The organism is Sphingomonas sp. P4_D12 (genome assembly GCF_056401895.1).
On record NZ_JBFUIL010000005.1, the window covers coordinates 285,517 to 308,465 of the forward strand.

Sequence of the window (22,949 nt, forward strand, 5' to 3'; positions counted from 1 at the left end):
CTTGACCGCGGCCTCGCAATCCCCTTTCCCTGCGTCACCAAAATGGGGAGAGTTATTTTGGCCAAGCGCCTGACGACCTACATCCTGATCGCCTTGGTGCTGGGCCTGATTGTGGGCTGGGTCACGAATGCTGCCTTCGGCGGCAGTCATCCCACGCCCGATCAAGCCGCCACGCTGGCGACCATCGCCAAATGGCTGGGCCTGATCACCACGATCTTCCTCAAACTGATCAAGATGATCATCGCGCCGTTGGTGTTCGGCACCCTGGTGGTCGGGATCGCGCATATGGGCGACACTGGAGCGCTAGGCCGGGTGGGGTTGAAATCGCTAGGCTGGTTCGTCTGCGCTAGCCTGTTGTCGCTCACCCTTGGCTTGGTCCTCGTCCACATCCTCCAGCCGGGTGCCGGGCTCAACATGCCGCTGCCGGCGATCAACGCCGCAACCGACATCGACAAGAGCAAGTTCGACCCGATCCAGATCATCGGCCACATCTTTCCCAGCTCGATCGTCGATGCGATGGCGCAGAACGACATCCTTCAGATCGTGATCTTCTCGGTGTTCTTCGGCGTCGCGATCACTGCGGTCGGCGAGCGCGCCGCGCCGCTGGTCAAGGCGGCCGAGGCGCTGACCAAGGTCATGCTGCAGATCACCGATTATGTGATGCGCCTCGCACCCCTCGCGGTGTTCGCGGCGGTGGCAAATGCGCTGGTCGAGCGTGGGCCGGAAGTGATCGGCAAGCTCGGCTATTTCATGCTGTGCGTCTATATCGGCCTGGCATTGCTCTGGATCATGCTGGGCCTGCTCGCCTGGCTGTTCGTCGGACGCCGTTCGGTGTCGCTGTTCCGTTATATCCGCGAGCCGGTGCTGGTCGCGTTCTCCGCAGCGTCTTCCGAGGCCGCCTTCCCGCGCACGCTGGAGGCACTCGACCGGTTTGGCGTGCCGTCACGGATTTCGAGCTTCGTGTTGCCGCTGGGCTATTCGTTCAATCTCGACGGCTCGATGATGTACATGACCTTCGCCTCGCTGTTCATCGCGCAGGCCTATGGCATCCAGCTCGATCTCGGCACGCAAATCTTCATGCTGTTGACGTTGATGATCACGTCGAAGGGGATTGCCGGCGTCCCGCGCGCCAGCCTTGTGGTCATCGCCGCGACGCTGAATCAGTTCAAACTGCCCGAGGCAGGGATATTGCTCGTGCTCGCGGTCGATCACTTCCTCGACATGGGACGGTCGGCGACCAACGTCGTCGGCAACGCGATCGCGGCAAGCGTGGTGGCGCGTTGGGAAGGCGCGCTCGATCCCGAAAAGCCCGCCGAGATCGAGCCACCGCACGCGCCCAGCCACGGGCTGAGCGGCGAGCGTTAAGCACTCAGGCGTAGGCGTAAGGACCGCCCTTTTCGAGCGCCACCTGATAGGCCGGGCGCGCATGCACCTTGTCGAGCCAGGCGATCGTCGCGGGGCGTGATGGGCCAAGTCCTGCCCGGCTTCGTGCCGCTTCGAGCGGAAAACTCATCATGATGTCGGCGGCGGTCATCTCGTCGCCGGCGAACCAGGGCCGTTGCGCCAATTCGCTTTCGACATAATCGAGATGGACGTCGATCATCGGCTGGATACGCTTCGCCGCGGTCTTGCCCATCACCGGAATGCGGTTGACCACGAGCATCACCAGCAACGGCGGCATCATCGATCCTTCGGCATAGTGCAGGAACTGGCGATAGCGCAGCACGTCGTCGCGATGCGCGGGCGGCCCCAGCCGACCATCGCCTTTCTCGACCAGATATTCGCAGATCGCCCCGGTCTCGACGATTATCCGACCGTCATCCTCGAGCACGGGCGACTTGCCGAGCGGGTGAACCTTGCGCAGCGCCGGCGGCGCGAGCATCGTCTTCGCGTCGCGCTGATAATAGTTGATCTCATAAGGTAGCTCGAGTTCCTCGAGCATCCATAGGATACGCTGCGACCGCGAATTGTTGAGATGATGGACGATCAGCGTCACGATGTTCCTCCCCGGCCCAGTTTATGAAATTCTCAGACGGGCCGGCACGACCATATCCAAGCCGAGGCGGGGAAATCCACCGTGTCGTTGCGGAGGCGCGTCGCCAGCGCAACGCGCAACCGCTCGCGACCGGCTTCCCGAGCCGCGTCATCGAGCCCGCGAAGCTGAGCTGCCGCGGGTCCGATCCGGCTGAAAAAGGCGAGCGCATCGTCGACTGCGTGCCCCCCCTCGCCTGCCCGATACGAATAATCGACCGGCTGCGCATCGCCGGTCCAACCGCTCGCTTGCAGAATGGCGCGGACGCGATCGGCGTCCGAGAAGGCGAAGGGCCCCGGCGATGTTCCGGGTTTTTGCGGCGCCGCGCCGGTCACCGCAGTCGCGGTCTCGATCGCCCATGGATTGTGCGTCACGTCGCGAAAGCAGGAGAAGACCAGATGCGCGTCGGCCGTTACCGCACACCGCAGCCTGGCGAAGGCGGCAATGGGATCATCGAAGAACATCACGCCATGCCGCGAGAACAGAAGATCGGCGGTGATGTCACCCAACTCGCTTGCGTCTCCGACCTCGAAGCGGAGGTTGGGATAAACGGCTCCTCGCCCCCGTGCTGTCTCGACGAGGTTCCGCGAAAGATCGATCCCTAGCACCGTTAGAGCGGAGCGAGCAGCCGCCAGCGCGATCGCCGTACCGCCAGCGCCGCACCCTATATCGACCGCAGTGCCGGTCTCCGGCGCAGCGTCGAGAATCGCCGCGTTCAGATGGGGCGATAAATTGGCGAAGCTCAGATCGGTGCGGCGCCATTCGTCCGCCCAGGTATCGCCGACCCGCCCCGCCCAATCATACGCCAATGTCATTGGACTCTCCCGTTTTGATCCCCGCCTGCCGCGGCGATGGATCATCCGCGGCGATCTATGCACCCCAACGGTGGAGAGCCCAACAATATCGACAAGCGGAAGCCCAAATATGAAAGGCCCGCCAACGTGGGCGGGCCTTTCCGGGAGTTGCGGCGGAGGGGGGAATCGCCGCTGGGGTTGTGCCGGTAACGAAACAACTGCGAGTTGGTTGCATTGCAGCAAATTTTTTTCCGCGCTGCCTTGAAAGTCGTATCAGAGTTCGTCGTCGCCGCTGTCGTCGTCCAGGCCGCCGACCATCATCTCTTCGGCAACTTCTGCCGTACGATTGCGGATGGCGCGTTCGAGCCGCTCGGCGACGTCGGGGTTTTCCTTGAGGTAATTCTTCGAGTTCTCGCGGCCCTGGCCGATGCGGATCGAGTCGTAGCTGAACCAAGCACCCGACTTCTCGACCAGCCCGGCCTTGACGCCGAGATCGAGGATTTCGCCGATCTTGGAAATGCCCTCGCCGTACATGATGTCGAATTCGACCTGCTTGAACGGTGGCGCGACCTTGTTCTTGACGACCTTCACCCGGGTGGTGTTGCCGACGATATCATCGCGATCCTTGATCTGGCCGGTGCGGCGGATGTCGAGGCGGACCGAGGCGTAGAATTTGAGCGCGTTGCCGCCCGTCGTCGTCTCCGGATTGCCGTACATCACGCCAATCTTCATGCGCAGCTGGTTGATGAAGATCACCATGCAGCGCGAGCGGCTGATCGATCCGGTCAGCTTGCGCAGCGACTGCGACATCAAGCGGGCCTGCAAGCCAACATGGCTGTCGCCCATCTCACCCTCGATTTCGGCGCGCGGCACCAACGCTGCGACCGAGTCGACCACCAGCACGTCGATCGCGTTCGATCGCACCAGCGTATCGACGATCTCGAGCGCCTGCTCTCCGGTATCGGGCTGCGACACGATCAACTCGTCGATATTGACGCCCAGTTTCTTGGCATAGACAGGGTCGAGCGCGTGCTCGGCATCGACGAACGCCGCCGTCCCGCCGCCACGCTGGGCTTCGGCGATGACATGAAGCGCGAGCGTCGTCTTGCCCGAGCTTTCCGGTCCGTACACTTCGATCACGCGGCCGCGCGGCAAGCCGCCGACGCCGAGCGCGATGTCGAGGCCCAAGCTGCCGGTCGAGATCGATTCGACCTGCATCGTCTCTTTGGATCCCAGCCGCATCGCCGAGCCCTTGCCGAACGCGCGATCGATCTGAGCCAGCGCAGCTTCGAGTGCTTTTTGCCGGTCGGTATTTTGCGATGCCATGCCGTCAATAACTTTCAGAGAAGCTGCCATTGATAAGGCCTCCGCGCTAGCCGGGTTAGCACCGGCGTTCAATCGTGTTGGAGAGCATGTATCGTATTTGTTCTCATGGAACAATAGTGGAACATGAACTTTTTTCGCACCGAAACGGCGTTTTCCCGATATTTCTTGCCCGAGCCCCTGCCCCGCTTCATGGTTTGCTTATGCAGAGCGACCTCGACGCCTTTATCACCGGCCTGCCCAAGGCCGAGCTCCACCTTCACATAGAGGGCAGCCTGGAGCCCGAGCTGATGTTCTCGTTGGCAGAGCGCAACCAGGTCGAGATTCCGTTCAAATCGATCGAAGAAGTGCGCGCCGCCTACAGCTTTTCCAACCTGCAAGACTTTCTCGACATCTATTATGCCGGCGCCAACGTGCTCCGCACCGAAGCGGATTTCCGCGATCTCGCGCTCGCCTATTTTGATCGCGCGGCGGCGGACGGCGTGGTCCATGCCGAAATCTTCTTCGACCCCCAGACGCACACCGATCGCGGCATCCCCTTTGGCACCGTGATCGAGGGACTGCTCGCGGGAATGGCGGAGGCGGAGGCAAGACATGGCCTGACGTCGAAACTGATCCTCTGCTTCCTACGCCACTTGAGCGAGGAGGCGGCGTTCGAAACGCTTGGCCAGGCCGAACCCTGGCTCGATCGCATTGCCGGGGTCGGACTCGATTCGTCGGAAGTCGGCCATCCGCCCGAAAAGTTCGCGCGGGTGTTCGCGGCGGCGCGCGAAAAGGGCCTTAAGCTGGTCGCCCATGCCGGCGAGGAAGGCCCGCCCGATTACGTCCATCAGGCACTCGACCTGCTCGCGATCGACCGGCTCGACCATGGCAATCGCAGCCTGGAAGATCCCGTGCTGACCGCCCGGCTGGCGCGGACCGGGATGACGCTGACCGTCTGTCCATTATCCAACGTCAAATTGTGCAACGTCGCCTCGATGGACGCCCATCCGATCGACCGGATGCTCGACCTCGGGCTGCGCGCGACGATAAATTCGGACGATCCCGCCTATTTCGGCGGCTATATCGGCGAGAATTATCGCCAAGCGGCGGCGGCGCGCGGGCTTGACAAGGATCAACTCGTCACCCTCGCGCGTAATTCGTTCCTCGGGTCGTTCCTGAGTGATGACGATGTCGCTCGCCACACCACCGCGCTCGACGCCTATGTAGCGGAGCACAGCTGATGCCGACCTTCACGCCGATCCCGCACGATGCGTTCGAAGCGCAAGTGAAGGTGCTTGCCGCCGACATCATCGACAGCGGCTGGACGCCGAGCTTCATCATCGGGATCGGGCGTGGCGGGCTGGCGCCGGCAGTCTATCTCAGCCACGCGACTGGCCTGCCGATGTTGTCGGTCGACCATTCGTCGCGCGTCGAGGATTTTTCCGACGCGCCGCTGATCAAACTGGCGGCGCGCACCCGCGACGGCGAGCGGCTGCTGTTCGTCGATGATATCAACGATACGGGCGCGACGATCGGCAAATTGCGCGCCGCATTGGCCACCGCGGGCGCAGCGCGCGACCATGTCCGCTTCGCGACCCTGCTCGACAACAAACGGTCGCGCGAACAAGTCGATTATCGCGCCGAGGTGATCGACCGTGACGAGCGCAAGGACTGGTTCGTCTTCCCCTGGGAAGCGGTCGCACCGCAGGCCTCGCTCGATGCCGATGCGGCGGAAGTGCCCGACCGGATCGCCTGATCGACGATCGTCGACAGCGCGACCGTCGCGGTCAGAGTTCCGCGAGCGCCTTGGCGACGTTTTCCATCGTGTAAGGCTTCACTAGCCGCGGGCGAGCGGCATGGGCCGGCGTGTCTTCCCCACCGCCGGTCGACAGGACGAAGGGAATGTTGCGCGCCGCCAGCGCGTCGGCAACTGGCCAGCTTTTCTCGCCGCCCGACAGATTGATGTCCAGGATCGCCGCATCGGGACGTTCGGCGTCGATCACGGCAAGCGCGGCCGTCACACTGTCACACGTTGCGATATGCGTCTTGTTCAATGCCTCGAGGAAATCCTCGAGCATCATGGCGATCAAGGGTTCGTCCTCGACGATAAGGATACGCTGCGGCGATGCCATGACTCGCCTTAGTCTCCGCCGCTGCCGGACGCCATGCCCGGCGCACCATGATGGAGCAATTCGCCCACTGAGACCGCGCGATAGCCTCGCTCGCGTAGTCCGGCCAGGATCAGCGGCAGCGCGTCCCGCGCGGTCCCTCGCGATTGGTACATTGCGTGGACCAGGATGATCGAACCTGGCTTGACCTGACCCAGCACGCGATCGGCATAGGCGCGGGGGTCGTGCGCGCTGTCGGGATCGGCGATGTCCCAGGTAACCATGCGATATCCCGTCTGCTCGACCGCCATCGGCAGTCCCGTGAGCTTCTTGCCGAAAGGCGGGCGGAAAAGGGTCGGCCGGGCGCCTTCGGCGCGCAATAGCGCGTCGGTCTTGCGGATCTCTTCGACATAGCCGCCGGGGAAAAATCCCCACATGCGACTGTGGCTATAGCTATGGTTGCCCACTTCCTGCCCGGCCGCCAGCAGCCGCCGGGCCTCGCCCGGATGCCTGACCATCTCTTCGCCGATCAGGAAGAACGTGGCATGCGCATCATAGGGTTTGAGCGTGTTCGGGATATAGGTCACGCCGTCCGGCGTGGGGCCGTCGTCAAAGGTCAACGCGACCAGCTTCTCGTGCGTATCGACGTGACAGATCGGCGTGCCGACCAACTGAAAGCACAATGCCCGGCTGATCCGAAACAGGCCGATGGCGATGACGAGAATGATTATCACCGCCACCGCGGCGACGATCACGCGACGTCGGGTCATTGCTCGACCACGGACGAGGTCAGCATGTCGCGCGCCGCTTCGGCGAGTTGCTGCACTGAAAAGGGCTTGGGCAGGAACGCTACGTTGTCGAGGTCGATCGACTTTCGCAGCTGTTCCTCGGCATAGCCCGACATGAACAAGATCGGCAGATCGGGATAGCGCTCGCGGGCGTGGCGCACCATCGTCGGGCCGTCCATCGACGGCATCACGACGTCAGAAATAAGCAGATCCGGCTTTTCACCTCGCGCCAGCAATTCGAGCGCCGCTTCGCCATTCTCGGCGGTCAGCACGGTATAGCCCTGCCGCGTCAGCGCGCGCTCGGCGACTGCCCGGACCATATCTTCATCCTCGACCAGCAGGATCAAGCCGGTTCCCCACAGATCGACCGGCTTTTCCTTGGCGGCGACCTTGGCGATCTTGGGCGCCTCGGCGGCGTGGACGGGAAAATAGATCGAGAAGGTCGCGCCCTGGCCCGGTTTGGAATCGGCGAAGATATAGCCGCCCGACTGTTTGACGATGCCATAGACGGTCGACAGACCCAGCCCGGTTCCCTTGCCGATTTCCTTGGTGGTGAAGAACGGCTCGAAGATCTTGCCGAGGATTTCGGGTGGGATGCCGGTGCCGGTGTCGCTCATCTCCAGCGCCGAATAATCGGCGATTGGCAGGATGTCGGATCCCATCTTGCGGACCTCCGCCGCGCTGACCGCCCGGGAAGTAATGGTCAGCGTTCCGCCGCCATTGGGATCCTTGGACAGCATCGCATCGCGCGCATTGACCGCCAGATTGACGACGACCTGCTCGAGTTGTCCGGGGTCGGCGCGCACCGCCCCCAGGTTGCGTCCGTGCCGCACTTCGAGCTTCACCGTCTCGCCGAGCAGGCGCTTGAGCAATTGCGATACTTCCGAGATCACATCGGGCAGCTGCAGCACTTGCGGCCGCAACGTCTGCTGGCGCGAAAAGGCCAGCAATTGGCGCGTCAGGCTGGCTGCCCGGTTGGAGTTCGCCTTGATCTGCTGAATGTCGTCATAATCGCTGTCGCCGGGCGAATGGCGCATCAGCATCAGGTCGCAATGGCCGATGATCGCGGTCAGGATATTGTTGAAATCGTGCGCGACGCCACCGGCGAGCTGGCCGACGGCCTGCATCTTGGTCGCCTGCGCGACTTCGCGCTTGAGCCGGGTCTCTTCGCCATTGTCCTTGAGGCTCAGCAGCACGGCGGCATCGCCCAGCCCGCGCGCGCCGGCGATGGTCAGCGCGACCGGTTCGTCGGGATGGTCCTTCAGGCGGATCGCCATGTCCATCGAATGGGTCGCGCCATTGGCGAAGCGGCGGATCGCATCGGCCACCGCCGCCTTGTCCTCACGCACCACCAGGTCGCCGGGATAAAGCGGCGGCTGCGCCTGATCCACTTGTGCCGCGCGGACGAACGGATCGTTCATCTGGACGAAGCGCCCGTCGCGATCGACCAAGGCGAGCCCGACCGGCAGCAGCGAGATCAGGCTTTTGACATGCGCCGCAGCCGATCCACCGATCGCCGGCTGGCCATGCTCCTCCTCGTCGAGCAGCACGACCAGGATCGGCGCATCCTCTCCGTCGAGGAACGGAATCTGCAGGATGCGGAGCGGCGCGCCACGCGGGCCCTCGCGCTCGAACCGCACCTGGCCTTTGTCGTCGGCGATCAGGAAGCGCGCGAAGTCGCGGCCGACGACGACGCTTTCCTCATGCCCCATCGACCGCTCGCGCAACACGCGATTGGCAGCGAGCAGGCGACCATCGGGCGCGATCAACGCGGCCATGATGCCGGCCGCGGCCAGCCGGTCGCCGGTCGGTCCGGCGATGATCGACTGCACGTTGGTGGCGAGATCGAGCCCCTGCGCCTCATGAAAGCGCCAGACCAGCATGTCCTCGCCCTCGCCTGCGCGCTCGATCGCCACCGCGAGCGGCGCGCCGCGCGTCGTGATGCGATCGAGCTCGGCCGACCCGTCGCGCCAGGCGATGCGCCCCGCCGCCGCAAGCTCGCCCGGGCCATTGTCGTCGAGCGGCAGGCCGGGAGGCGTCGGATAGCCGGCAAAGCGCGCGCGATAGCGCTCATTGGCGCAAATGAGCCGCCCAGCCCGGTCGGTCACGGCGATCGCATCGTCGCTTGCCGCCGCGAGCGCGCGCGCCACGCTCCAGTCGGTTTCGCCGGGTATGTCGGACGCCGCCGGCGCGAACCGCGACCAGACGATAACGGCGCCGACCAGCAACAGCATGGCGGCCGCGAATCCCCCTGCAATGGCGAAATTGTGGAGAGTCATCAGCGCGATCAGCGCCGCCCCCGCACCGCACGTCGCCGCGACGATCAGCGCTTGGCGCTGACCGGGGGCGCGTGCATCGTTTGGAACAGGTCGGGAAGCCATCAGCCCCTTGTGGCGCGGTGGCTAGGCAGGTCAAGCATCGTCGGGAATCCCCGACCCGCGCCGGCGCCTCTCCGCCGCATCAGCCGATGCTATTTCTTGTCAGGGGTGCTCGGGCTGGCGGTGCTAGGCGTCGCGGGAGCGTCGGTATTGCGCTTGGGAACCGAGAAGACGCCGGTCACCCGGCCGCCCGACTTGCTCGTGCCGACCTTCCCGCCGGAATCGAGCGACGCGCCGTTATTGTTGAGATTGATCACCAGCCGTCCGCCGCGAACCACGTTGGCGCCGCGATTCAGCACGACATTGCCGATCATCGTGATGATGCGCTTGTTGAGATCGTAGATCGCATAGGAGCCCGAGGCTTTCTCCCCGGGCCGGGTCACGACGACATTGCCCGACGCGCGGATCTGCGAGATTTCCGGCGGCGCACCGCTCGAGCTCATGAGGCTCGAGGAATAAAGTACTTCGGCCCGGTCGGACGTTACCGTCATCGCTCCCTGGCGGGCGCGGACGTTGCCCTGCGCCAGCGCGCGCTGCACCTTGTCCTGGATTTCGAGATGGTCGGCATCGACGCTCAGCGTCTCGTTTCCGCCCGACTGGAACGCCGAAACGCGCGCGCCGAGCAAGGTCGCGGCGCAAGCGAGAAGGATGAACGTGGTACGCGGATGAGCCATGATTTTGCCTACAACAAGGTTTCGCGCGTTGAAAGCACCCAACCACGCCAAAAAATACCATTGAACTCCTGGCGATGAACCAAGGCTGATGAACCAACGCCGCCGGCGGGATATCCGCCGGCGGCGCCATCGATCATCTACGCCAAAAAACTACCAGATGCGGACGCGGTCGGCCGGGGCGAGATACAGTTTCTGCCCAGACTGGACTTTGAACGCGGCGTACCACGGGTCCATGTTGCGGACGATGCTGGCGCGCGCTTCCGACGGCGCATGCGGATCGGTGCGCAGGCGCTTGAGCAATTCGGGCTCGCGATAGCTGCGCCGCCACACCTGCGCCCAGCCGAGATAGAAGCGCTCGTCGCCCGAATAGCCGTCGATCATCGGCGCGGGCTTGCCGCCCAGCGCCTTGTGATAAGCGTCATAGGCAACGGTAAGGCCGGCGAGATCGGCGACATTCTCGCCCAGGGTCAGCTTGCCCTGGACATGCTGGCCGGGCAGCGGCTCGTATTTGTCATATTCCGCCGCCAGCGCGTCGGTGCGCGTCTTGAACGCCGCGACATCGGCGGGCGTCCACCAGTCGGTGAGCTGGCCGCTCTTGTCATATTTGGCGCCCTGATCATCGAAATGGTGGCTCATTTCGTGTCCGATCACCGCGCCGATCCCGCCATAATTGACCGCCGGGTCGGCATTGGGATCGAAGAACGGCGGCTGCAGGATCGCGGCGGGAAAGACGATCTCGACCATGCCGAAATTGGCATAAGCGTTCACTTCCATCGGGGTCATGCCCCATTCCCAGCGCTGGAGCGGCTTGCCGAGATGGGCGATATTGTCCTTGCGGCCCCATTCGTTGGCGCGCCATTCGTTACCGAAGGCATCGCCCTTCACGATCTTGAGCGAGCCATAATCGCGCCATTGAGACGGATAGCCGATCTTGGGTCGGAACGCTGCCAGCTTGGCATGCGCCTTGATTTTGGTCTCGGCCGACATCCAGTCGAGCTTGTCGATCCGCGCGTTCATCGCGGCGATGATGTTCTTGACCAGCTGGTCGGCAGCCGCCTTGGTCGCGGGCGGGAAATATTGCTGGACGTACAATTTCGAGACGTCGTCCTCGATCGCGTTGGTGGTGAATTCTACCCCGCGCTTCCAGCGCGCTTGCTGCTCGGGAGTGCCCGACAGCGTCTTGCCGTAGAAGTTGAAATTCTCCTCGTCGAACGCCTTGGGCAGGACATCGGCGTAATTGTCCAGGCTGCGGACGATCAGTTGATCCTGCAGTACCGTCATCGGCGCCTCGGCGACCAGCTTGACGATCCCGGTGATCGCAGAGGGCTGCGCCACCAGCAACGTATCGACCGGGGCCCCGATCCCCTTGAAATAAGTCGGGAAGTCGAAGCCCGGCGCCTTCGCCTGCAGGTCGGCGACCGACAATTTGTTGTAGCGCTTGTTGGCATCGCGGCTATCGATCCGCGACCAGCTGACCGCGGCGATCTGCGTCTCCAGATCGACGATCGCCTTGGCCCGGGCGTCGGCATTGGCTTCGCCCGCCAGAGTCAGCATCTTGGCGATATGCGCCTGATATCCCGCCTTGGCGTCGGCGAATTTGGGGTCGCTGTAATAATCGCGGTCGGGCAATCCCAACCCGCCCTGACGCAAGCCCAGGATATAGGTTTCGGGCGCCTTGTCGTCCTGGCCGACGCCGGCCCCGAACGGCCCGCCGACGCCCCCCATCGCCGCTTCGGCCAGCAATGCCGCATAGCCGGCCTTGTCGGTCGACTTGACGCGATCGAGCCACGGCTTGATCGGCGTCAGCCCCTTCGCCTCGATCGATCCGGTATCGAGGAAAGTCGCATAGGCGGTGCCGATCTTCGAATTCGGATCCGTCGCGGCTTTTTCGAGGATCCCCTTGGTTCGCGATTCGGACAAATCGGCGAGCAGATTGAACGCGCCGTAATTCGACTTGTCGGACGGGATCGGGGTGTTCTTCGCCCAGGTGCCATTGGCGTAATTGTAGAAACTGTCACCCGGCGCGACCGACTTGTCCATGCCGGCTTCATCCATGCCGAAGGTGCCGAAGGTGGGCTTGCCGGAGGACGCGGCCACGGTCTGCTGGGTGAACGCCGCGGCGCCGAGCGCCGTCGCCGCAAGAAGTGCGAACGCGAAGGGTTTCATCTGGGGAGGGTCCTTTCCGAAGCGGAGGAGCGGACGTTCGCGTGACAGACCGGAGCCGTCATGTTCCCCCTTATTGATGGTGCGTGTTCTACCCCGGTGACACGCCTAGTCAATCGCGTCAGCCGTGGTCCCGCATGATGCGTCCGGCGTCGCGTTTCCACTCGCGTTCCTTGATATGCTCGCGCTTGTCATGGGCTTTGCGGCCCTTGGCCAGGGCCAGTTCGACCTTGGCGCGGCCGCGCGCGTTGAAATAGACCGTGAGCGGCACTAGCGTCATGCCGTCGCGCGCCACGGCGCCATGCAGCTTGTTGATCTCGCGTGCATTGAGCAGCAATTTGCGCGGCCGCTTGGGCTCGTGGTTGAAGCGGTTGCCGTGGCTGAATTCGGGGATGTTCGAATTGACCAGCCAGACGCCGCCGTCCGCCAACACTTCGGCATAGCTTTCGGCGATCGACCCTTCGCCGGAGCGCAGGCTCTTCACTTCGGTCCCGGTCAGCGCGATCCCCGCCTCGAACGTCTGCTCGATGGCATAGTCGAACCGCGCGCGCCGGTTCTCGGCGACGATCTTCTGCTTGTCGAACGTGAGGGGCTTGGGACGGGCCATGGGCCGGGCGATGTAAGCGCCCGCGTGCCGGAAGGGAAGCTTTAGTGGAAGGGCGGCTTCAGCGGATCGTCGCCGAAGCGGTTGGGGCCGACCGTTCCCGGCAGGACCAGGAACACGATCATCATCACCAGGATCGCGAAGCCGAGGATGTTGACCAGCGACATCAGGGTCATCGACTGCATCGCCTGCTGGAATGCCGGATTGTTGAAGTCCGGCGGGCTGCCGGGTTTCGCCGCGGACATCGACGCCATCATCGAAAAATAACGGGGAAAGAACGACGCCATGAAGATCGGCGAGACGATCTGCATCGCGTAATAAGGCGCCGACCACCAACCCGAGCGGTCGCTGTCATGCAGCCGACGCACAACCGCCGCGCCCGACAGAACGAAGAACAGCACGGCGCTCACGACGGTCATCGTGATCATGTTCTGCATCATCGGCATCATCAGCTGAATCATCGCCTGCGGGTCGTTGTCGAACCGATGCGGATCGCCCTGCATCATTGGCATCATCTGGTCGAACCACGACGTCATCAGCGGAATCATCGCGATCGCCATGACGACGAACTGGACGATGTAGACGATCAGGATCCACAGCCAGAAGGGCTGACGGTTTTCCCTGCCCTGGAAATCGACGATGCCGGTCAGATGCCTGGTCAGCAGGTTCATGGCGAATACCCCCTCGCTATGTCGGCTCAGCCTAACGCCGGCGAGCAGGATTGAAAGTCTTTGTCCTCGCCTGGCGGTTTTCGCGGTTCATTCTGCGCCGGCTCCGACCGCCAAACCCCAGCTTTAGCACCGACTAGCGCATCTACATTGACCGTTTTATATCCTATCAAGATGATGGGAATAACGGATCGAGAGGGAAATGGTCGTCCCTCTGGCGAACGCCACCGACAGGCCCGCGGCTTTTGATGGGATGCAGCTTGCTCCGCGTAACCAACGGCTAAAGCGCGATGCAGGGCTGCGTGACGCCCGGCTTCGTTGTCCCCGAGTGAAGGGAATGAAACGATGCGATGTCATGATTCCAATTGTCCGATCGGCTGATCGACTGCTCCTGATCGCCTGACGACTACGCCGACCGGCAGCGCCGGCGGCGCACGCCCGAATTCCATCGAACGCACGTGCCCTGCGAGGGCGCGGCCGGAGGCGATTGCCTGCGGCAAAGGGGACCCCTTCGCCTGATGACCAAGTATCTATTCCTGACGTCTCTCAGCCTGACGACGCTGGCGTCCGCTCTTCCGGCGACTGCCTTCGCCGACGATAAGGTGGCGCCGCCAGCCGCGACCAGCGCCGTCCCCAACGCCGTCGCCGATACCGATGCCGATCCTGAAGGTGGCGGCGACATCGTCGTTACCGCGCGGCGCCGGGCGGAAAGCGCACAGGACGTGCCGATCGCGCTCAGCGTGGTCGACGACAAGGCGCTTGCCGCGACCGGCAATTATTCGCTGGCGCAGATCCAGCAACTTGTGCCCAGCCTCCAGGTCTTCAGCTTCAACCCGCGCAACACCAACGTGAACATCCGCGGCCTGGGCTCGAACGTCGCGCTGACCAATGATGGGCTGGAGAACGGCGTCGGCATCTATATCGACAATGTCTATTACGGTCGCGTCGGCCAGTCGCAATTCGACCTGGTCGACCTGCAGCAGGTCGAAGTGCTGCGCGGCCCTCAGGGTACGCTATTCGGCAAAAACACGACAGCGGGTGCGATCAACATCACCACGCGCGCGCCGAGCTTCGATCCCGAACTGTCGGCCGAGGCGTCGCTGGGCGACTATGGCTATCGCCAGTTTCGCGCCTCCGCCTCAGGCGCGCTGATCGGCGATGTCGTCGCCGCCCGGCTGAGCATCGCCGACACCAGGCGCGATGGCTTCCTGACCAACGTCCATGACGGCAGCGATTCGGCCAATTATTATAATTTCAGCCTGCGCGGGCAGCTGCTGATCAAGCAGAGCGACCGCCTTTCGATCAAGCTGATCGGCGATTATTCGCACCAGAAACAGCACCATGTGCTCCAGGTGCTGTCGGGCTTCTTCGGGACCTATGACGACGGTACGCCGATCGCCAACAATTTCCTCAATCGCACCAGCCGGGCCGGCTACACGCCCCTGCCCTTCACGCCCTTTGCGCGGCTCGGCGATTCCGACAGTCCCTACCAGGCCAACATGAAGAGCTATGGCGCGTCGGGACAGATCGACTGGGACCTCGGCGCCGCCGCTTTGACCTCGATTACCGCCTATCGCTGGTGGGATTGGGATCCGGCCAACGATGGCGACGCCACTGGTTTGCCCGTCGTGACAAAGTCGCAGCAAGCTAATCACCAGCGCCAGTTCAGCCAGGAAGTGCGGCTGGCGTCGAAGGGTGACAATCGCATCGATTACGTCATCGGCGCTTACTATTTCTGGCAAATCATCAGAGGAAATGGCGCGGTCGCTTATGGGTCGGCCGCGCCGAATTGGTACCTCCCGACCACCGCCGCAGCGGTCGCCAATGCCGCGCTAAACGGCTTTGAGGCGGATTCGACCTCGACCCCGACGACCCACAGCGCCGCCGTGTTCGGCCAGGCGACGTGGAACGCGACCAGCCGCCTCAAGCTGACGCTGGGGTTGCGCTATACGCACGAGAAGAAAGAGGGAGCGTATAACCAGTTCTGGGTCGCGGGCACCGATCCCTCGACCCTGTCTCCGGCGGCCGGCGCCGCGGTGATCGCGATCCGCAACCAGTTCAACCCGGTCACCTCCTATTCGACCAGTTTCACCGACGACAGCGTCTCGCTGCTGGCCAATCTGTCGTACAAGATTGCGCCCGACGCGCTGATCTACGCGACCTATTCGAGGGGATCGAAGTCCGGGGGCCTCAACCTCACGTCGCTGCCGGCCGGCGTCACTCCCGATGTGCGGCCCGAGCGGGTCAATGCCTATGAAGTCGGGCTGAAAGCGCAAGCGCTCGACAAGCGGCTGACCGCGAACCTTGCCGCATTCTGGACCGACATATCCGATTACCAGACCGCGATCACCGAACAGGCGCCGGGCGGCCTCACCTATCGCCAATATATCTCCAACATCCCCAGCGTCCGATCGCGCGGTGCCGAAGCCGATCTCAGCTTCGCACCAACCCGCCTGGTCAGCCTCAATGCCTCGGCTTCCTATACCGACGCGGTCTATATCGATTACCCCAACGCACCGCAGGCGCCCGAGCGGCTCGACCTCGGATCGGTCCAGAGCCTCAGCGGCAAGCCGCTCGCCGGCGTTCCCAAGTTCACCTACACGCTGGGCGCCGATATTGCCCAACCGGTCGGCCGCATCGCCGGCCAGAAGTTTCAGTTCTACGGCCATGCCGATTTCGCGCATCGTTCGTCGCTGAACACGTCGTCGACCAATTCGCGCTATGCCCAGGTGCCCGGTTATGGCGTGCTCAACGGGCGGATCGGCGTACGGCCGGAGAGCGGTCGCTGGGACCTCTCGGTCTGGGCACGCAATCTCACCAATACCAAATATTTTCAGACGCTTGCTGCGGCCAATACCGGCGTGATCACCGCGTTGCTCGGTGATCCGCGGACGGTCGGCGCCACGCTCCGCATCAAATTGTGAGGTGAACCATGGCTAGCCTGTTCCCACCCCGACCGTTGTCCTTCACCGCGCCGACCGACGACGGCGCCGGGCCCGACCGCCCGACCGCGTGGCGCCTGATGGCCCTGTCGGCAGTCGCGGTACCGGTCGCGGCCGCCGGGCTGCCGCTCGCGGTCTATCTGCCGCCGATCTACGTCCAGGATCACGGTCTGTCGCTCGGTGCGATCGGCCTGATCTTCCTGATCGGCCGGTTGTGGGACGCCTTGCTCGATCCGCTGGTCGGTACGCTGAGCGATCGCACCCGCACCCGGTTCGGCCGACGTCGCCCATGGATCGCCGGGGGCGGCCTGCTATTCGCGCTGGCGGCGGCGTTCCTGTTCTTTCCGCAGGGCCAGGTTTCGGTCGCCTATCTCGCCGCGACCTTGTTCTTCTTCTATCTCGGCTGGACCGCAATTCAGATACCGCTGCTCGCCTGGTCGGGCGAGATTTCGGGCCGCTATCACGAGCGCACGCGGATCGCGACGTTCCAGACCGTGGTGACCGCGTCGGCGCTGTTGCTGACCCTGATTTTACCAACGATCGCCGATCAATGGCGGCCCGGCGACGGCAAGCTGAAGCTCGCGCTGATGGGCGGACTGGTGCTGGCGACGATCCTGCCGGGGCTTGCGCTCACGCTGACCGCTTTCCCCGAGCAGCCGCTGCCCGACGCGCCGACACGTCGCCGGCCGATCGGCCAGGCGATCCGCACCGTGCTCGCCGACCCGTTGCTGCTGCGCGTGCTCGGCTCCGATTTCGCGGTGACGCTCGGTCAGAACATCCGCGCCTCGCTGATCGTCTTCTATGTCAGCTTCTTCATGCACCGGCCCGATTGGGCGGCGGGTCTGTTCCTGTTCCAGTTCGTGTTCGGAATCCTGGCCGGGCCGATCTGGCTCAGGATCGGCTATCGCCTGGGCAAGCACCGCACCGCGGTCACCGGCGAGATCGTCCAGGTCATCGTCAATCTGGGCCTGCTGCTGATAACGCCGGATCGCTTCGGCTTGCTGCTCGCATTGACCTTGGCGCAGGGGCTGGCCCAGGGTTCGGGCAATCTGATGCTTCGCGCGATCGTCGCCGACGTCGCCGACAAGCACAGACTCGATCATGGCGAGGACCGTACCGGGCTCTATTTCTCGGTGTTCAGCCTAGCCGGCAAGGCCGCCACCGCGGTCGCGGTCGGGATCGCCCTGCCGCTCGTATCCTGGCTCGGTTTCGACCCCAAGACGGTCAACAGTCCGGCCACGCTGCAGGGGCTCGCCATCGTCTTCGCGATCGGTCCCGCCATCGCCCACGCCTTTTCCGCCTGGCTCGTCAGCGGCTTTCCGCTCGACGAGGCGGCGCATGCCGAAGTCCGCCGCGCGCTGGACGCCCAGGGGGCAGCCCTCGCCCCTGCCGAATGACCCCCATCAACCCCGAAGGAGACGTGCCATGACCAATCTTACCCATGAATTCGTGAATGCGCGGGACGCCGACGCCCTGCTCGACATCGTACCGGTCGCGGGCCGGATCGGTGCAGAAATCCGCGGCGTGAAGCTGTCCGGCGAACTCGATCAGGTCGCCATCGCCGCGATCCGTGCCGCGCTGGTGCGCCACAAAGTGATCTTTTTTCGCGATCAGAATCATCTCGACGATGCGGCGCAGGAAGCGTTCGCGGAGAAATTCGGCAAGCCGATCGCGCACCCCACCGTGCCGGTTGTCGACGGCAGCAAATATCTGCTCGAGCTCGATTCGAAGGAAGGCTATGCGGCGTCCAGCTGGCATACCGACGTGACGTTCGTCGATGCCTATCCCGAAGCATCGATACTGCGCGCGATCACCATTCCCGAAGCTGGCGGCGACACGCTCTGGGCCAATGGCGTCACCGCCTATCAGGAATTGCCCGAGAGCCTGCGCACGCTGGTCGACGGCCTCTGGGCGCTGCACACCAATCTCTACGATTATGCCGGGACGTTCGGCGAGGCCGACCGCAAGCGGGTCGAGGAGCACCGCAAGGTGTTCGCATCGACCGTCTATGAAACCGAGCACCCCGTTGTCCGCGTCCATCCGGAATCGGGCGAGCGCGCGTTGTTGCTCGGCCATTTCGTCAAGCAGTTCGTCGGGCTGAACGCGGCGGATTCGCAGCGGCTGTTCTCGATCCTGCAGGACCACATCACCAAGCCCGAGAACACCGTGCGCTGGCGCTGGAAGCCGAACGACGTGGCGATCTGGGACAATCGCGCGACCCAGCACCGCGCGATCGCCGATTTCGGGCCGCAGCGCCGCACGCTGCGTCGCGCGACTGTCGCCGGCGACGTGCCGGTGGCGATCGACGGCAGCCGCAGCCGGGTGATCAAGCCCGAACTGGTCGCCGTCGCCGCCTGATCGACTTGGCTGGGGTAGCGGCCGCTGCCCCATCCTGGCGCCGCGTCCGTGTCACGCCGGACGCGGCGTCGAAATCATCGTTGCCGGTTCACAGCCCCGCCGTCGCCATCGCCGCATCGACCGCGGCGCGGCTGGCGTCGTTAGCCTCGGTCATCGGCAGGCGGAGATGCATCGGCCAATCCGGCTTTATCTTGCCGAGCGCGTATTTGACCGGCCCCGGCGAGGCGTCGGTGAACATCGCAACGTGCAACGGGTAAAGGCGATCGTGGAGCGCCAGCGCTTTGACATGGTCGCCCGCGGCCCAAGCGGCCTGGAATTCGGCGCACAAGCGCGGCGCTACGTTCGCGGTGACCGAGATGCAGCCGACTCCGCCCATCGCGTTGAACGCCAGCCCGGTTTCGTCATTGCCCGACAATTGGACGAAATCCGGGCCGCAGCCCAGCCGCTGCTCGGTCACCCGGCCGAGGCTGCCGGTCGCGTCCTTCACGCCGATAAAGACCTCGGGGAACGCCTTGACGATCCGCGCCATCGTCGCCGGCTGGATGTCGGTGACGGTGCGCCCAGGCACATTGTAGAGCACGATCGGCAGCGGCGTTTCGCGCGCGATTGCCTCGAAGTGGCGGAAGATGCCTTCCTGGCTCGGTCGGTTGTAATAAGGCGGCACCATCAACGCGGCGTCGGCGCCCGCTGCCTTGGCGGCATGGACATTGGCGATCGCAACCCGCGTATCGTTCGACCCCGCGCCAGCCAGCACGGGCACGCGGCGGTTGGTCTGTTCGGCGCAAACGCGAACCGCATAGAAATGCTCGTCGGCAGTCAAGGTAGCGGCCTCACCGGTCGTCCCGACCGGTACCAATCCGGCCGATCCTTCGGTGATTTGCCACTCGACGAGTTCGCGATACGCGTCCTCTGCGAAGGCGCCATCCGCCGCAAACGGCGTGACCAGTGCGGGGATCGATCCCGAAAACATGCTTAAACGCTCCCGCGTGGCGGCGATCCGCCGTTTTTTCGTTGTTTTATATCCTGACAGATAGGGCGCGAGAGCATATCCTGTCCACATGCTTGCGTCGTGGTTCAAAAGCGGGGTTGCCGCCGCCGCCCTTTCGGGGATGGCGGCGACGGGTATGGCGTTCCAGGATCAGCTCGAATGGGCCAAGTCCAAATTGATGGGCGCCCCCAGCGCCGACCCCAGGTCGGTCAGCGCCTTGTCGGCGGCGATCACCGAATGGCGGTCGCTCAGGCAGACCAATAGCGCCCCGTTCGAAAGCTACGCCCGTTTCCTGCTCGCGCATCCCGGATGGCCAGGCGACGTCGCGATGCGCCGCGCCGCCGAAGCGTCGCTGGCGATGCCGGGCTGGTCGCCGTCGACCGCGGTCGCCTTCTTCCGGCGCTATCCGCCACAAACCGGCACGTCCTGGGTTCGCTTTGCGGAGGCGCTGACCGCCACGGGCTCGATGGACGACGCACGGACGGCCGCACGCAATGCCTGGGCTCAGGGCAGTCTGACGCCAACCGACGAGAGCAAGGTGCTGACGACCTGGCCTGACGCGCTGCTCCCCAAGGACCAGGATGTGCGGATGGACCAGTTGCTGTGGCAGGGCCAGACCGCCGCCGCGGCGCGCCAACTCGCGCTCACCGGCGCCGCGCGGCGTCCCCTGTTCGCGGCGCGACTCGCGCTGCGCACCAATGCGCCCGATGCCGGCACTGCCGACGCGATCGGCGCCGGCGATCCGGGCTATCTCGCGGACAAGGCGATCTGGCTGACCAATAGTGGCGCCGCCGGATCGGCGCGCGCGCTGCTGGCTCGACCGCACAATTTCTCCAGCAAACCGCTCGATGTCGACCGCTGGTTTGACTTGCTGCTGCGCAATGCCCGCGCAGCCGTCGAGGCCGGCGACTATTCGACCGCGTACAATATCGCCAGCCAGGTCGATGACGCCTATCCCACCGGTACCGACATCGCACTTCGCCCCCTGGCCGAGCGCGACCCGTACACCGATCTCGTCTGGCTCGCCGGACAGACCGCGCTCAAGCGGCTGGGCCGTCCATCCGACGCGATCGGCATGTTCGTCCGCTATACCGGCGGCTCGCGGTCGACCGCGCTCAAGGCGAAGGGCTTCTATTGGGCGGGGCGGGCCGCTCAAGCCGCCCGGCAAAGCGATGAAGCGACTCGCAACCTCGCCGCGGCGGCACGCTATGGCGATCAATTCTACGGCCAGCTGGCAGCCGAGCGCCTCAGTCAGCCTTTATTGGCGCCGGCCGAGCCGACGCCGCCGCCAATCCCGCCCGCAGAGCGCTCGGCCTTCTACAATAACGAGGTGGTCCGCGCGGCGCAGTTCCTCGGCACGGTCGGCGCGCATGAGGATCAGAGCCTGTTCCTGCGCCAGATCGCCAACCTCGCAAGCACCGTCGACGACCATGTGCTGGCCGACGAATTGGCCCGGACGCTGGGGCGGCCCGATCTATCGGTGATGGTCGGCCGCAGCGCGCTGTTGAACGGCGTCACCGATTACACCCGTTCGGGATTCCCGACGGTCAATATTCCGGCGTCGTCGGCATCGAGCTGGACGATGGCGCATGCGATCATGCGCCAGGAGAGCCAGTTCGACCGCTCGCTGATCAGCCGCGCCGGCGCGCGCGGAATGATGCAGTTGATGAACGGCACCGCGCGTGAGCAGGCGGGCAAGCTCGGCCTTGCATGGGATCAGGGCATGCTGCTCAGCAGCACCGACTATAACATCCAGCTCGGCACCGCCTATTTCCAGCGGCTCTACAATCAATATGGCAGCTATCCGCTGGCGATCGCCGCCTATAATGCCGGCGCCGGCAACGTGAACAAATGGCTGGCGGCGAACGGCGACCCGCGTACCGGTACGGTCGACTGGATCGACTGGATCGAGGCTATCCCATTCGACGAGACCAAGCGTTACGTCCAGCACGTGCTGGAGAATGCGGTGGTTTATGACCTGATCAATCCGCAGCGCGCGCTATCGACCGGCAATGCGCGGTTGAGCTGGTATATCGGCAACAAGCGGCCGGGCTGACGACCTGCCCGTCACCCCCGCGAAACTCCCTCCGTCACCCCAGCGAAAGCTGGGGTCTCAGGCGAAGGCGCGATACGGCTTGAGACCCCAGCTTTCGCTGGGGTCGCCGCGCTACGCGCCGAATATGAACAACTGTTCGCCGAGGAGCGCCCGAAACTCGTCGAGACGATCGCCTGGGCGGCCGGCAATGGCGATCGCTCGGAGAATGGCGACTATATCTACGGCCGCAAACGGCTGCGCGAAATCGATCGCCGGCTGGGCTGGCTGTCGAAGCGGATGAAAGCGGCGAAGGTGGTCGATCCGGCGCAACAGCCCGATACCAGCCGTGCGTGGTTCGGCTGCACGATCACCGTCGCCGACGAGGAAGACAACCGACGCGTCCTGACCCTGGTCGGCGACGATGAGACCGACGCCGGCAAGGGCCTGATCGGCTGGAGCGCTCCACTTGCCCGCGCCTTGCGGGGAGCTGCGGTCGGCGACCTGCGCCGCGTGACCTTGCCTGCGGGCGAAAAGGAATATGAAGTGATGGCGGTCAGCTATCCCTCCGCCGATGCGACCAAAAAATAACGGCAAAACGTAACGGACCGTTTCTTGCGCGTGGCTGGTCGGTGGTCGTGATAGGCTCTAGATCGATCGCGTAACGAACAGGAGGTCATCCATGCCCATTCCCGCCAGCTGGTCGTCTCAGCTCCAATCGCTGCTGCGTATCGTCACCGCGCTCGGTTTCATGCAGCACGGCGTGTCCAAGTTCTTCGGTATCCCGCCCTTCCCGATGCCGCTCAATCCATTGCTCTACGCCGCGGGCACGCTCGAACTGGTCGGCGGCGGACTGTTCCTGCTCGGCCTGTTCACGCGGCCGGTCGCGTTCATTTTGTCGGGCATGATGGCAGTCGCCTATTTCATGGCGCACGCCCCAAAGAGCGTCTTCCCGGTGGTCAATGGCGGCGAGCCGGCGATGCTCTACGCCTTCATCTTCCTCTTCTTCGCCGCGGCGGGTGCCGGATCGTGGAGCGTCGACGCGCTGCGCAACCGGCCGGCTGCCCGATAACCTCACCCGTGCGGGCGTGATTGCGCTGGCCGCATCGCGCCCG

The 22,949-nt window shown here is 64.2% G+C and carries 20 protein-coding genes; 9 read left to right on the plus strand and 11 right to left on the minus strand.

Annotation, left to right across the window (positions count from 1 at the left end):
* The first annotated feature begins 57 nt into the window (after positions 1–57).
* Entirely contained in the window at positions 58–1,365 is a 1,308-nt protein-coding gene (locus AC1DSD_RS11510; protein WP_478030154.1) for a dicarboxylate/amino acid:cation symporter, read from the plus strand.
* Between the two features lie 4 nt (positions 1,366–1,369).
* Here AC1DSD_RS11510 and AC1DSD_RS11515 read toward each other — a convergent pair whose 3' ends face one another.
* The 3 genes from AC1DSD_RS11515 to recA all read right to left on the minus strand — a co-directional run bounded on the left by AC1DSD_RS11515 (position 1,370) and on the right by recA (position 4,182).
* A complete protein-coding gene (locus AC1DSD_RS11515; RefSeq protein ID WP_478030155.1) occupies positions 1,370–1,996 on the minus strand; it encodes a glutathione S-transferase family protein in 627 nt (208 codons plus the stop codon).
* 32 nt (positions 1,997–2,028) lie between these two features.
* Positions 2,029–2,847 (minus strand): class I SAM-dependent methyltransferase, encoded by an 819-nt coding sequence (locus AC1DSD_RS11520; protein WP_478030156.1) that lies wholly within the window; start codon positions 2,845–2,847, stop codon positions 2,029–2,031.
* 252 nt (positions 2,848–3,099) lie between these two features.
* Positions 3,100–4,182 (minus strand): recombinase RecA, encoded by a 1,083-nt coding sequence (recA, locus tag AC1DSD_RS11525; protein WP_478030157.1) that lies wholly within the window; start codon positions 4,180–4,182, stop codon positions 3,100–3,102.
* A 170-nt stretch (positions 4,183–4,352) separates the two neighbouring features.
* Here recA and AC1DSD_RS11530 point away from each other — a divergent pair, with 170 nt between their 5' ends.
* Complete coding sequence (locus AC1DSD_RS11530) at positions 4,353–5,372, plus strand: adenosine deaminase (protein ID WP_478030158.1); 1,020 nt, start codon at positions 4,353–4,355, stop codon at positions 5,370–5,372.
* On the plus strand, positions 5,372–5,887 hold the full coding sequence (locus AC1DSD_RS11535) for a phosphoribosyltransferase (protein ID WP_478030159.1): 516 nt from the start codon (positions 5,372–5,374) through the stop codon (positions 5,885–5,887). Before AC1DSD_RS11530 ends, AC1DSD_RS11535 begins: the two co-directional genes overlap by 1 nt.
* Positions 5,888–5,918: 31 nt before the next feature.
* Here AC1DSD_RS11535 and AC1DSD_RS11540 read toward each other — a convergent pair whose 3' ends face one another.
* From AC1DSD_RS11540 to AC1DSD_RS11570, 7 genes are all read right to left on the minus strand, one after another.
* Positions 5,919–6,263 (minus strand): response regulator, encoded by a 345-nt coding sequence (locus tag AC1DSD_RS11540; RefSeq protein ID WP_478030160.1) that lies wholly within the window; start codon positions 6,261–6,263, stop codon positions 5,919–5,921.
* A gap of 8 nt (positions 6,264–6,271) precedes the next feature.
* Complete coding sequence (locus tag AC1DSD_RS11545; protein ID WP_478030161.1) at positions 6,272–7,009, minus strand: polysaccharide deacetylase family protein; 738 nt, start codon at positions 7,007–7,009, stop codon at positions 6,272–6,274.
* Complete coding sequence (locus tag AC1DSD_RS11550) at positions 7,006–9,408, minus strand: hybrid sensor histidine kinase/response regulator (protein ID WP_478030162.1); 2,403 nt, start codon at positions 9,406–9,408, stop codon at positions 7,006–7,008. The genes AC1DSD_RS11545 and AC1DSD_RS11550 overlap by 4 nt, the downstream gene beginning before the upstream one ends.
* Positions 9,409–9,497: 89 nt before the next feature.
* The gene (locus tag AC1DSD_RS11555) at positions 9,498–10,079 is read right to left on the minus strand and encodes an LptA/OstA family protein (protein WP_478030163.1); all 582 of its coding nucleotides are present in this window, start codon (positions 10,077–10,079) and stop codon (positions 9,498–9,500) included.
* 150 nt (positions 10,080–10,229) lie between these two features.
* Positions 10,230–12,245, minus strand: coding sequence for a M13 family metallopeptidase (locus tag AC1DSD_RS11560; RefSeq protein WP_478030164.1), 2,016 nt, complete (start codon positions 12,243–12,245; stop codon positions 10,230–10,232).
* Between the two features lie 118 nt (positions 12,246–12,363).
* Positions 12,364–12,849, minus strand: coding sequence for an SsrA-binding protein SmpB (gene smpB / locus AC1DSD_RS11565; RefSeq protein WP_066806604.1), 486 nt, complete (start codon positions 12,847–12,849; stop codon positions 12,364–12,366).
* 41 nt (positions 12,850–12,890) lie between these two features.
* Positions 12,891–13,517, minus strand: a complete 627-nt coding sequence (locus AC1DSD_RS11570) for a DUF805 domain-containing protein (RefSeq protein ID WP_478030165.1) — start codon at positions 13,515–13,517, stop codon at positions 12,891–12,893.
* Positions 13,518–14,032: 515 nt separating this feature from the next.
* Here AC1DSD_RS11570 and AC1DSD_RS11575 point away from each other — a divergent pair.
* From AC1DSD_RS11575 to AC1DSD_RS11585, 3 genes are read left to right on the plus strand one after another with little or no spacing between them, the layout of a single operon-like run.
* Positions 14,033–16,438 carry a TonB-dependent receptor gene (locus AC1DSD_RS11575; protein ID WP_478030167.1) on the plus strand — a complete coding sequence of 802 codons (2,406 nt, stop codon included), beginning with the start codon at positions 14,033–14,035 and terminating at the stop codon, positions 16,436–16,438.
* Between the two features lie 8 nt (positions 16,439–16,446).
* The gene (locus tag AC1DSD_RS11580; protein ID WP_478030168.1) at positions 16,447–17,853 is read left to right on the plus strand and encodes an MFS transporter; all 1,407 of its coding nucleotides are present in this window, start codon (positions 16,447–16,449) and stop codon (positions 17,851–17,853) included.
* A 28-nt stretch (positions 17,854–17,881) separates the two neighbouring features.
* Positions 17,882–18,814 carry a TauD/TfdA dioxygenase family protein gene (locus tag AC1DSD_RS11585; RefSeq protein ID WP_478030169.1) on the plus strand — a complete coding sequence of 311 codons (933 nt, stop codon included), beginning with the start codon at positions 17,882–17,884 and terminating at the stop codon, positions 18,812–18,814.
* An 88-nt stretch (positions 18,815–18,902) separates the two neighbouring features.
* On the opposite strand, the gene dapA is transcribed toward AC1DSD_RS11585, so the two are convergent.
* Positions 18,903–19,784, minus strand: a complete 882-nt coding sequence (dapA, locus tag AC1DSD_RS11590) for a 4-hydroxy-tetrahydrodipicolinate synthase (RefSeq protein ID WP_478030170.1) — start codon at positions 19,782–19,784, stop codon at positions 18,903–18,905.
* Positions 19,785–19,938: 154 nt separating this feature from the next.
* On the opposite strand from dapA, the gene AC1DSD_RS11595 reads away from it, so the two are divergent.
* The 3 genes from AC1DSD_RS11595 (at position 19,939) to AC1DSD_RS11605 (ending at position 22,906) form a co-directional block, all read left to right on the plus strand.
* A complete protein-coding gene (locus AC1DSD_RS11595) occupies positions 19,939–21,858 on the plus strand; it encodes a lytic transglycosylase domain-containing protein (RefSeq protein WP_478030171.1) in 1,920 nt (639 codons plus the stop codon).
* Positions 21,859–21,930: 72 nt separating this feature from the next.
* Positions 21,931–22,425: a GreA/GreB family elongation factor gene (locus AC1DSD_RS11600; protein ID WP_478030472.1), complete on the plus strand. Its 495-nt coding sequence runs from the start codon at positions 21,931–21,933 to the stop codon at positions 22,423–22,425.
* A gap of 91 nt (positions 22,426–22,516) precedes the next feature.
* Positions 22,517–22,906 carry a DoxX family protein gene (locus AC1DSD_RS11605; protein WP_478030173.1) on the plus strand — a complete coding sequence of 130 codons (390 nt, stop codon included), beginning with the start codon at positions 22,517–22,519 and terminating at the stop codon, positions 22,904–22,906.
* Positions 22,907–22,949: the final 43 nt, after the last annotated feature.

What these genes read in the sequence shown, in the direction of transcription:
- AC1DSD_RS11530 (WP_478030158.1), top strand. Translation starts at nt 4,353, where the DNA reads ATGCAGAGCGACCTCGACGCCTTTATCACCGGCCTGCCCAAGGCCGAG.
- recA (WP_478030157.1), bottom strand. Translation starts at nt 4,182, where the DNA reads ATGGCAGCTTCTCTGAAAGTTATTGACGGCATGGCATCGCAAAATACC.
- AC1DSD_RS11570 (WP_478030165.1), bottom strand. Translation starts at nt 13,517, where the DNA reads ATGAACCTGCTGACCAGGCATCTGACCGGCATCGTCGATTTCCAGGGC.
- AC1DSD_RS11520 (WP_478030156.1), bottom strand. Translation starts at nt 2,847, where the DNA reads ATGACATTGGCGTATGATTGGGCGGGGCGGGTCGGCGATACCTGGGCG.
- AC1DSD_RS11595 (WP_478030171.1), top strand. Translation starts at nt 19,939, where the DNA reads ATGGCGTTCCAGGATCAGCTCGAATGGGCCAAGTCCAAATTGATGGGC.
- AC1DSD_RS11580 (WP_478030168.1), top strand. Translation starts at nt 16,447, where the DNA reads ATGGCTAGCCTGTTCCCACCCCGACCGTTGTCCTTCACCGCGCCGACC.
- AC1DSD_RS11560 (WP_478030164.1), bottom strand. Translation starts at nt 12,245, where the DNA reads ATGAAACCCTTCGCGTTCGCACTTCTTGCGGCGACGGCGCTCGGCGCC.
- AC1DSD_RS11550 (WP_478030162.1), bottom strand. Translation starts at nt 9,408, where the DNA reads ATGGCTTCCCGACCTGTTCCAAACGATGCACGCGCCCCCGGTCAGCGC.
- AC1DSD_RS11585 (WP_478030169.1), top strand. Translation starts at nt 17,882, where the DNA reads ATGACCAATCTTACCCATGAATTCGTGAATGCGCGGGACGCCGACGCC.
- AC1DSD_RS11545 (WP_478030161.1), bottom strand. Translation starts at nt 7,009, where the DNA reads ATGACCCGACGTCGCGTGATCGTCGCCGCGGTGGCGGTGATAATCATT.
- AC1DSD_RS11535 (WP_478030159.1), top strand. Translation starts at nt 5,372, where the DNA reads ATGCCGACCTTCACGCCGATCCCGCACGATGCGTTCGAAGCGCAAGTG.
- AC1DSD_RS11575 (WP_478030167.1), top strand. Translation starts at nt 14,033, where the DNA reads ATGACCAAGTATCTATTCCTGACGTCTCTCAGCCTGACGACGCTGGCG.
- AC1DSD_RS11555 (WP_478030163.1), bottom strand. Translation starts at nt 10,079, where the DNA reads ATGGCTCATCCGCGTACCACGTTCATCCTTCTCGCTTGCGCCGCGACC.
- dapA (WP_478030170.1), bottom strand. Translation starts at nt 19,784, where the DNA reads ATGTTTTCGGGATCGATCCCCGCACTGGTCACGCCGTTTGCGGCGGAT.
- AC1DSD_RS11540 (WP_478030160.1), bottom strand. Translation starts at nt 6,263, where the DNA reads ATGGCATCGCCGCAGCGTATCCTTATCGTCGAGGACGAACCCTTGATC.
- smpB (WP_066806604.1), bottom strand. Translation starts at nt 12,849, where the DNA reads ATGGCCCGTCCCAAGCCCCTCACGTTCGACAAGCAGAAGATCGTCGCC.
- AC1DSD_RS11605 (WP_478030173.1), top strand. Translation starts at nt 22,517, where the DNA reads ATGCCCATTCCCGCCAGCTGGTCGTCTCAGCTCCAATCGCTGCTGCGT.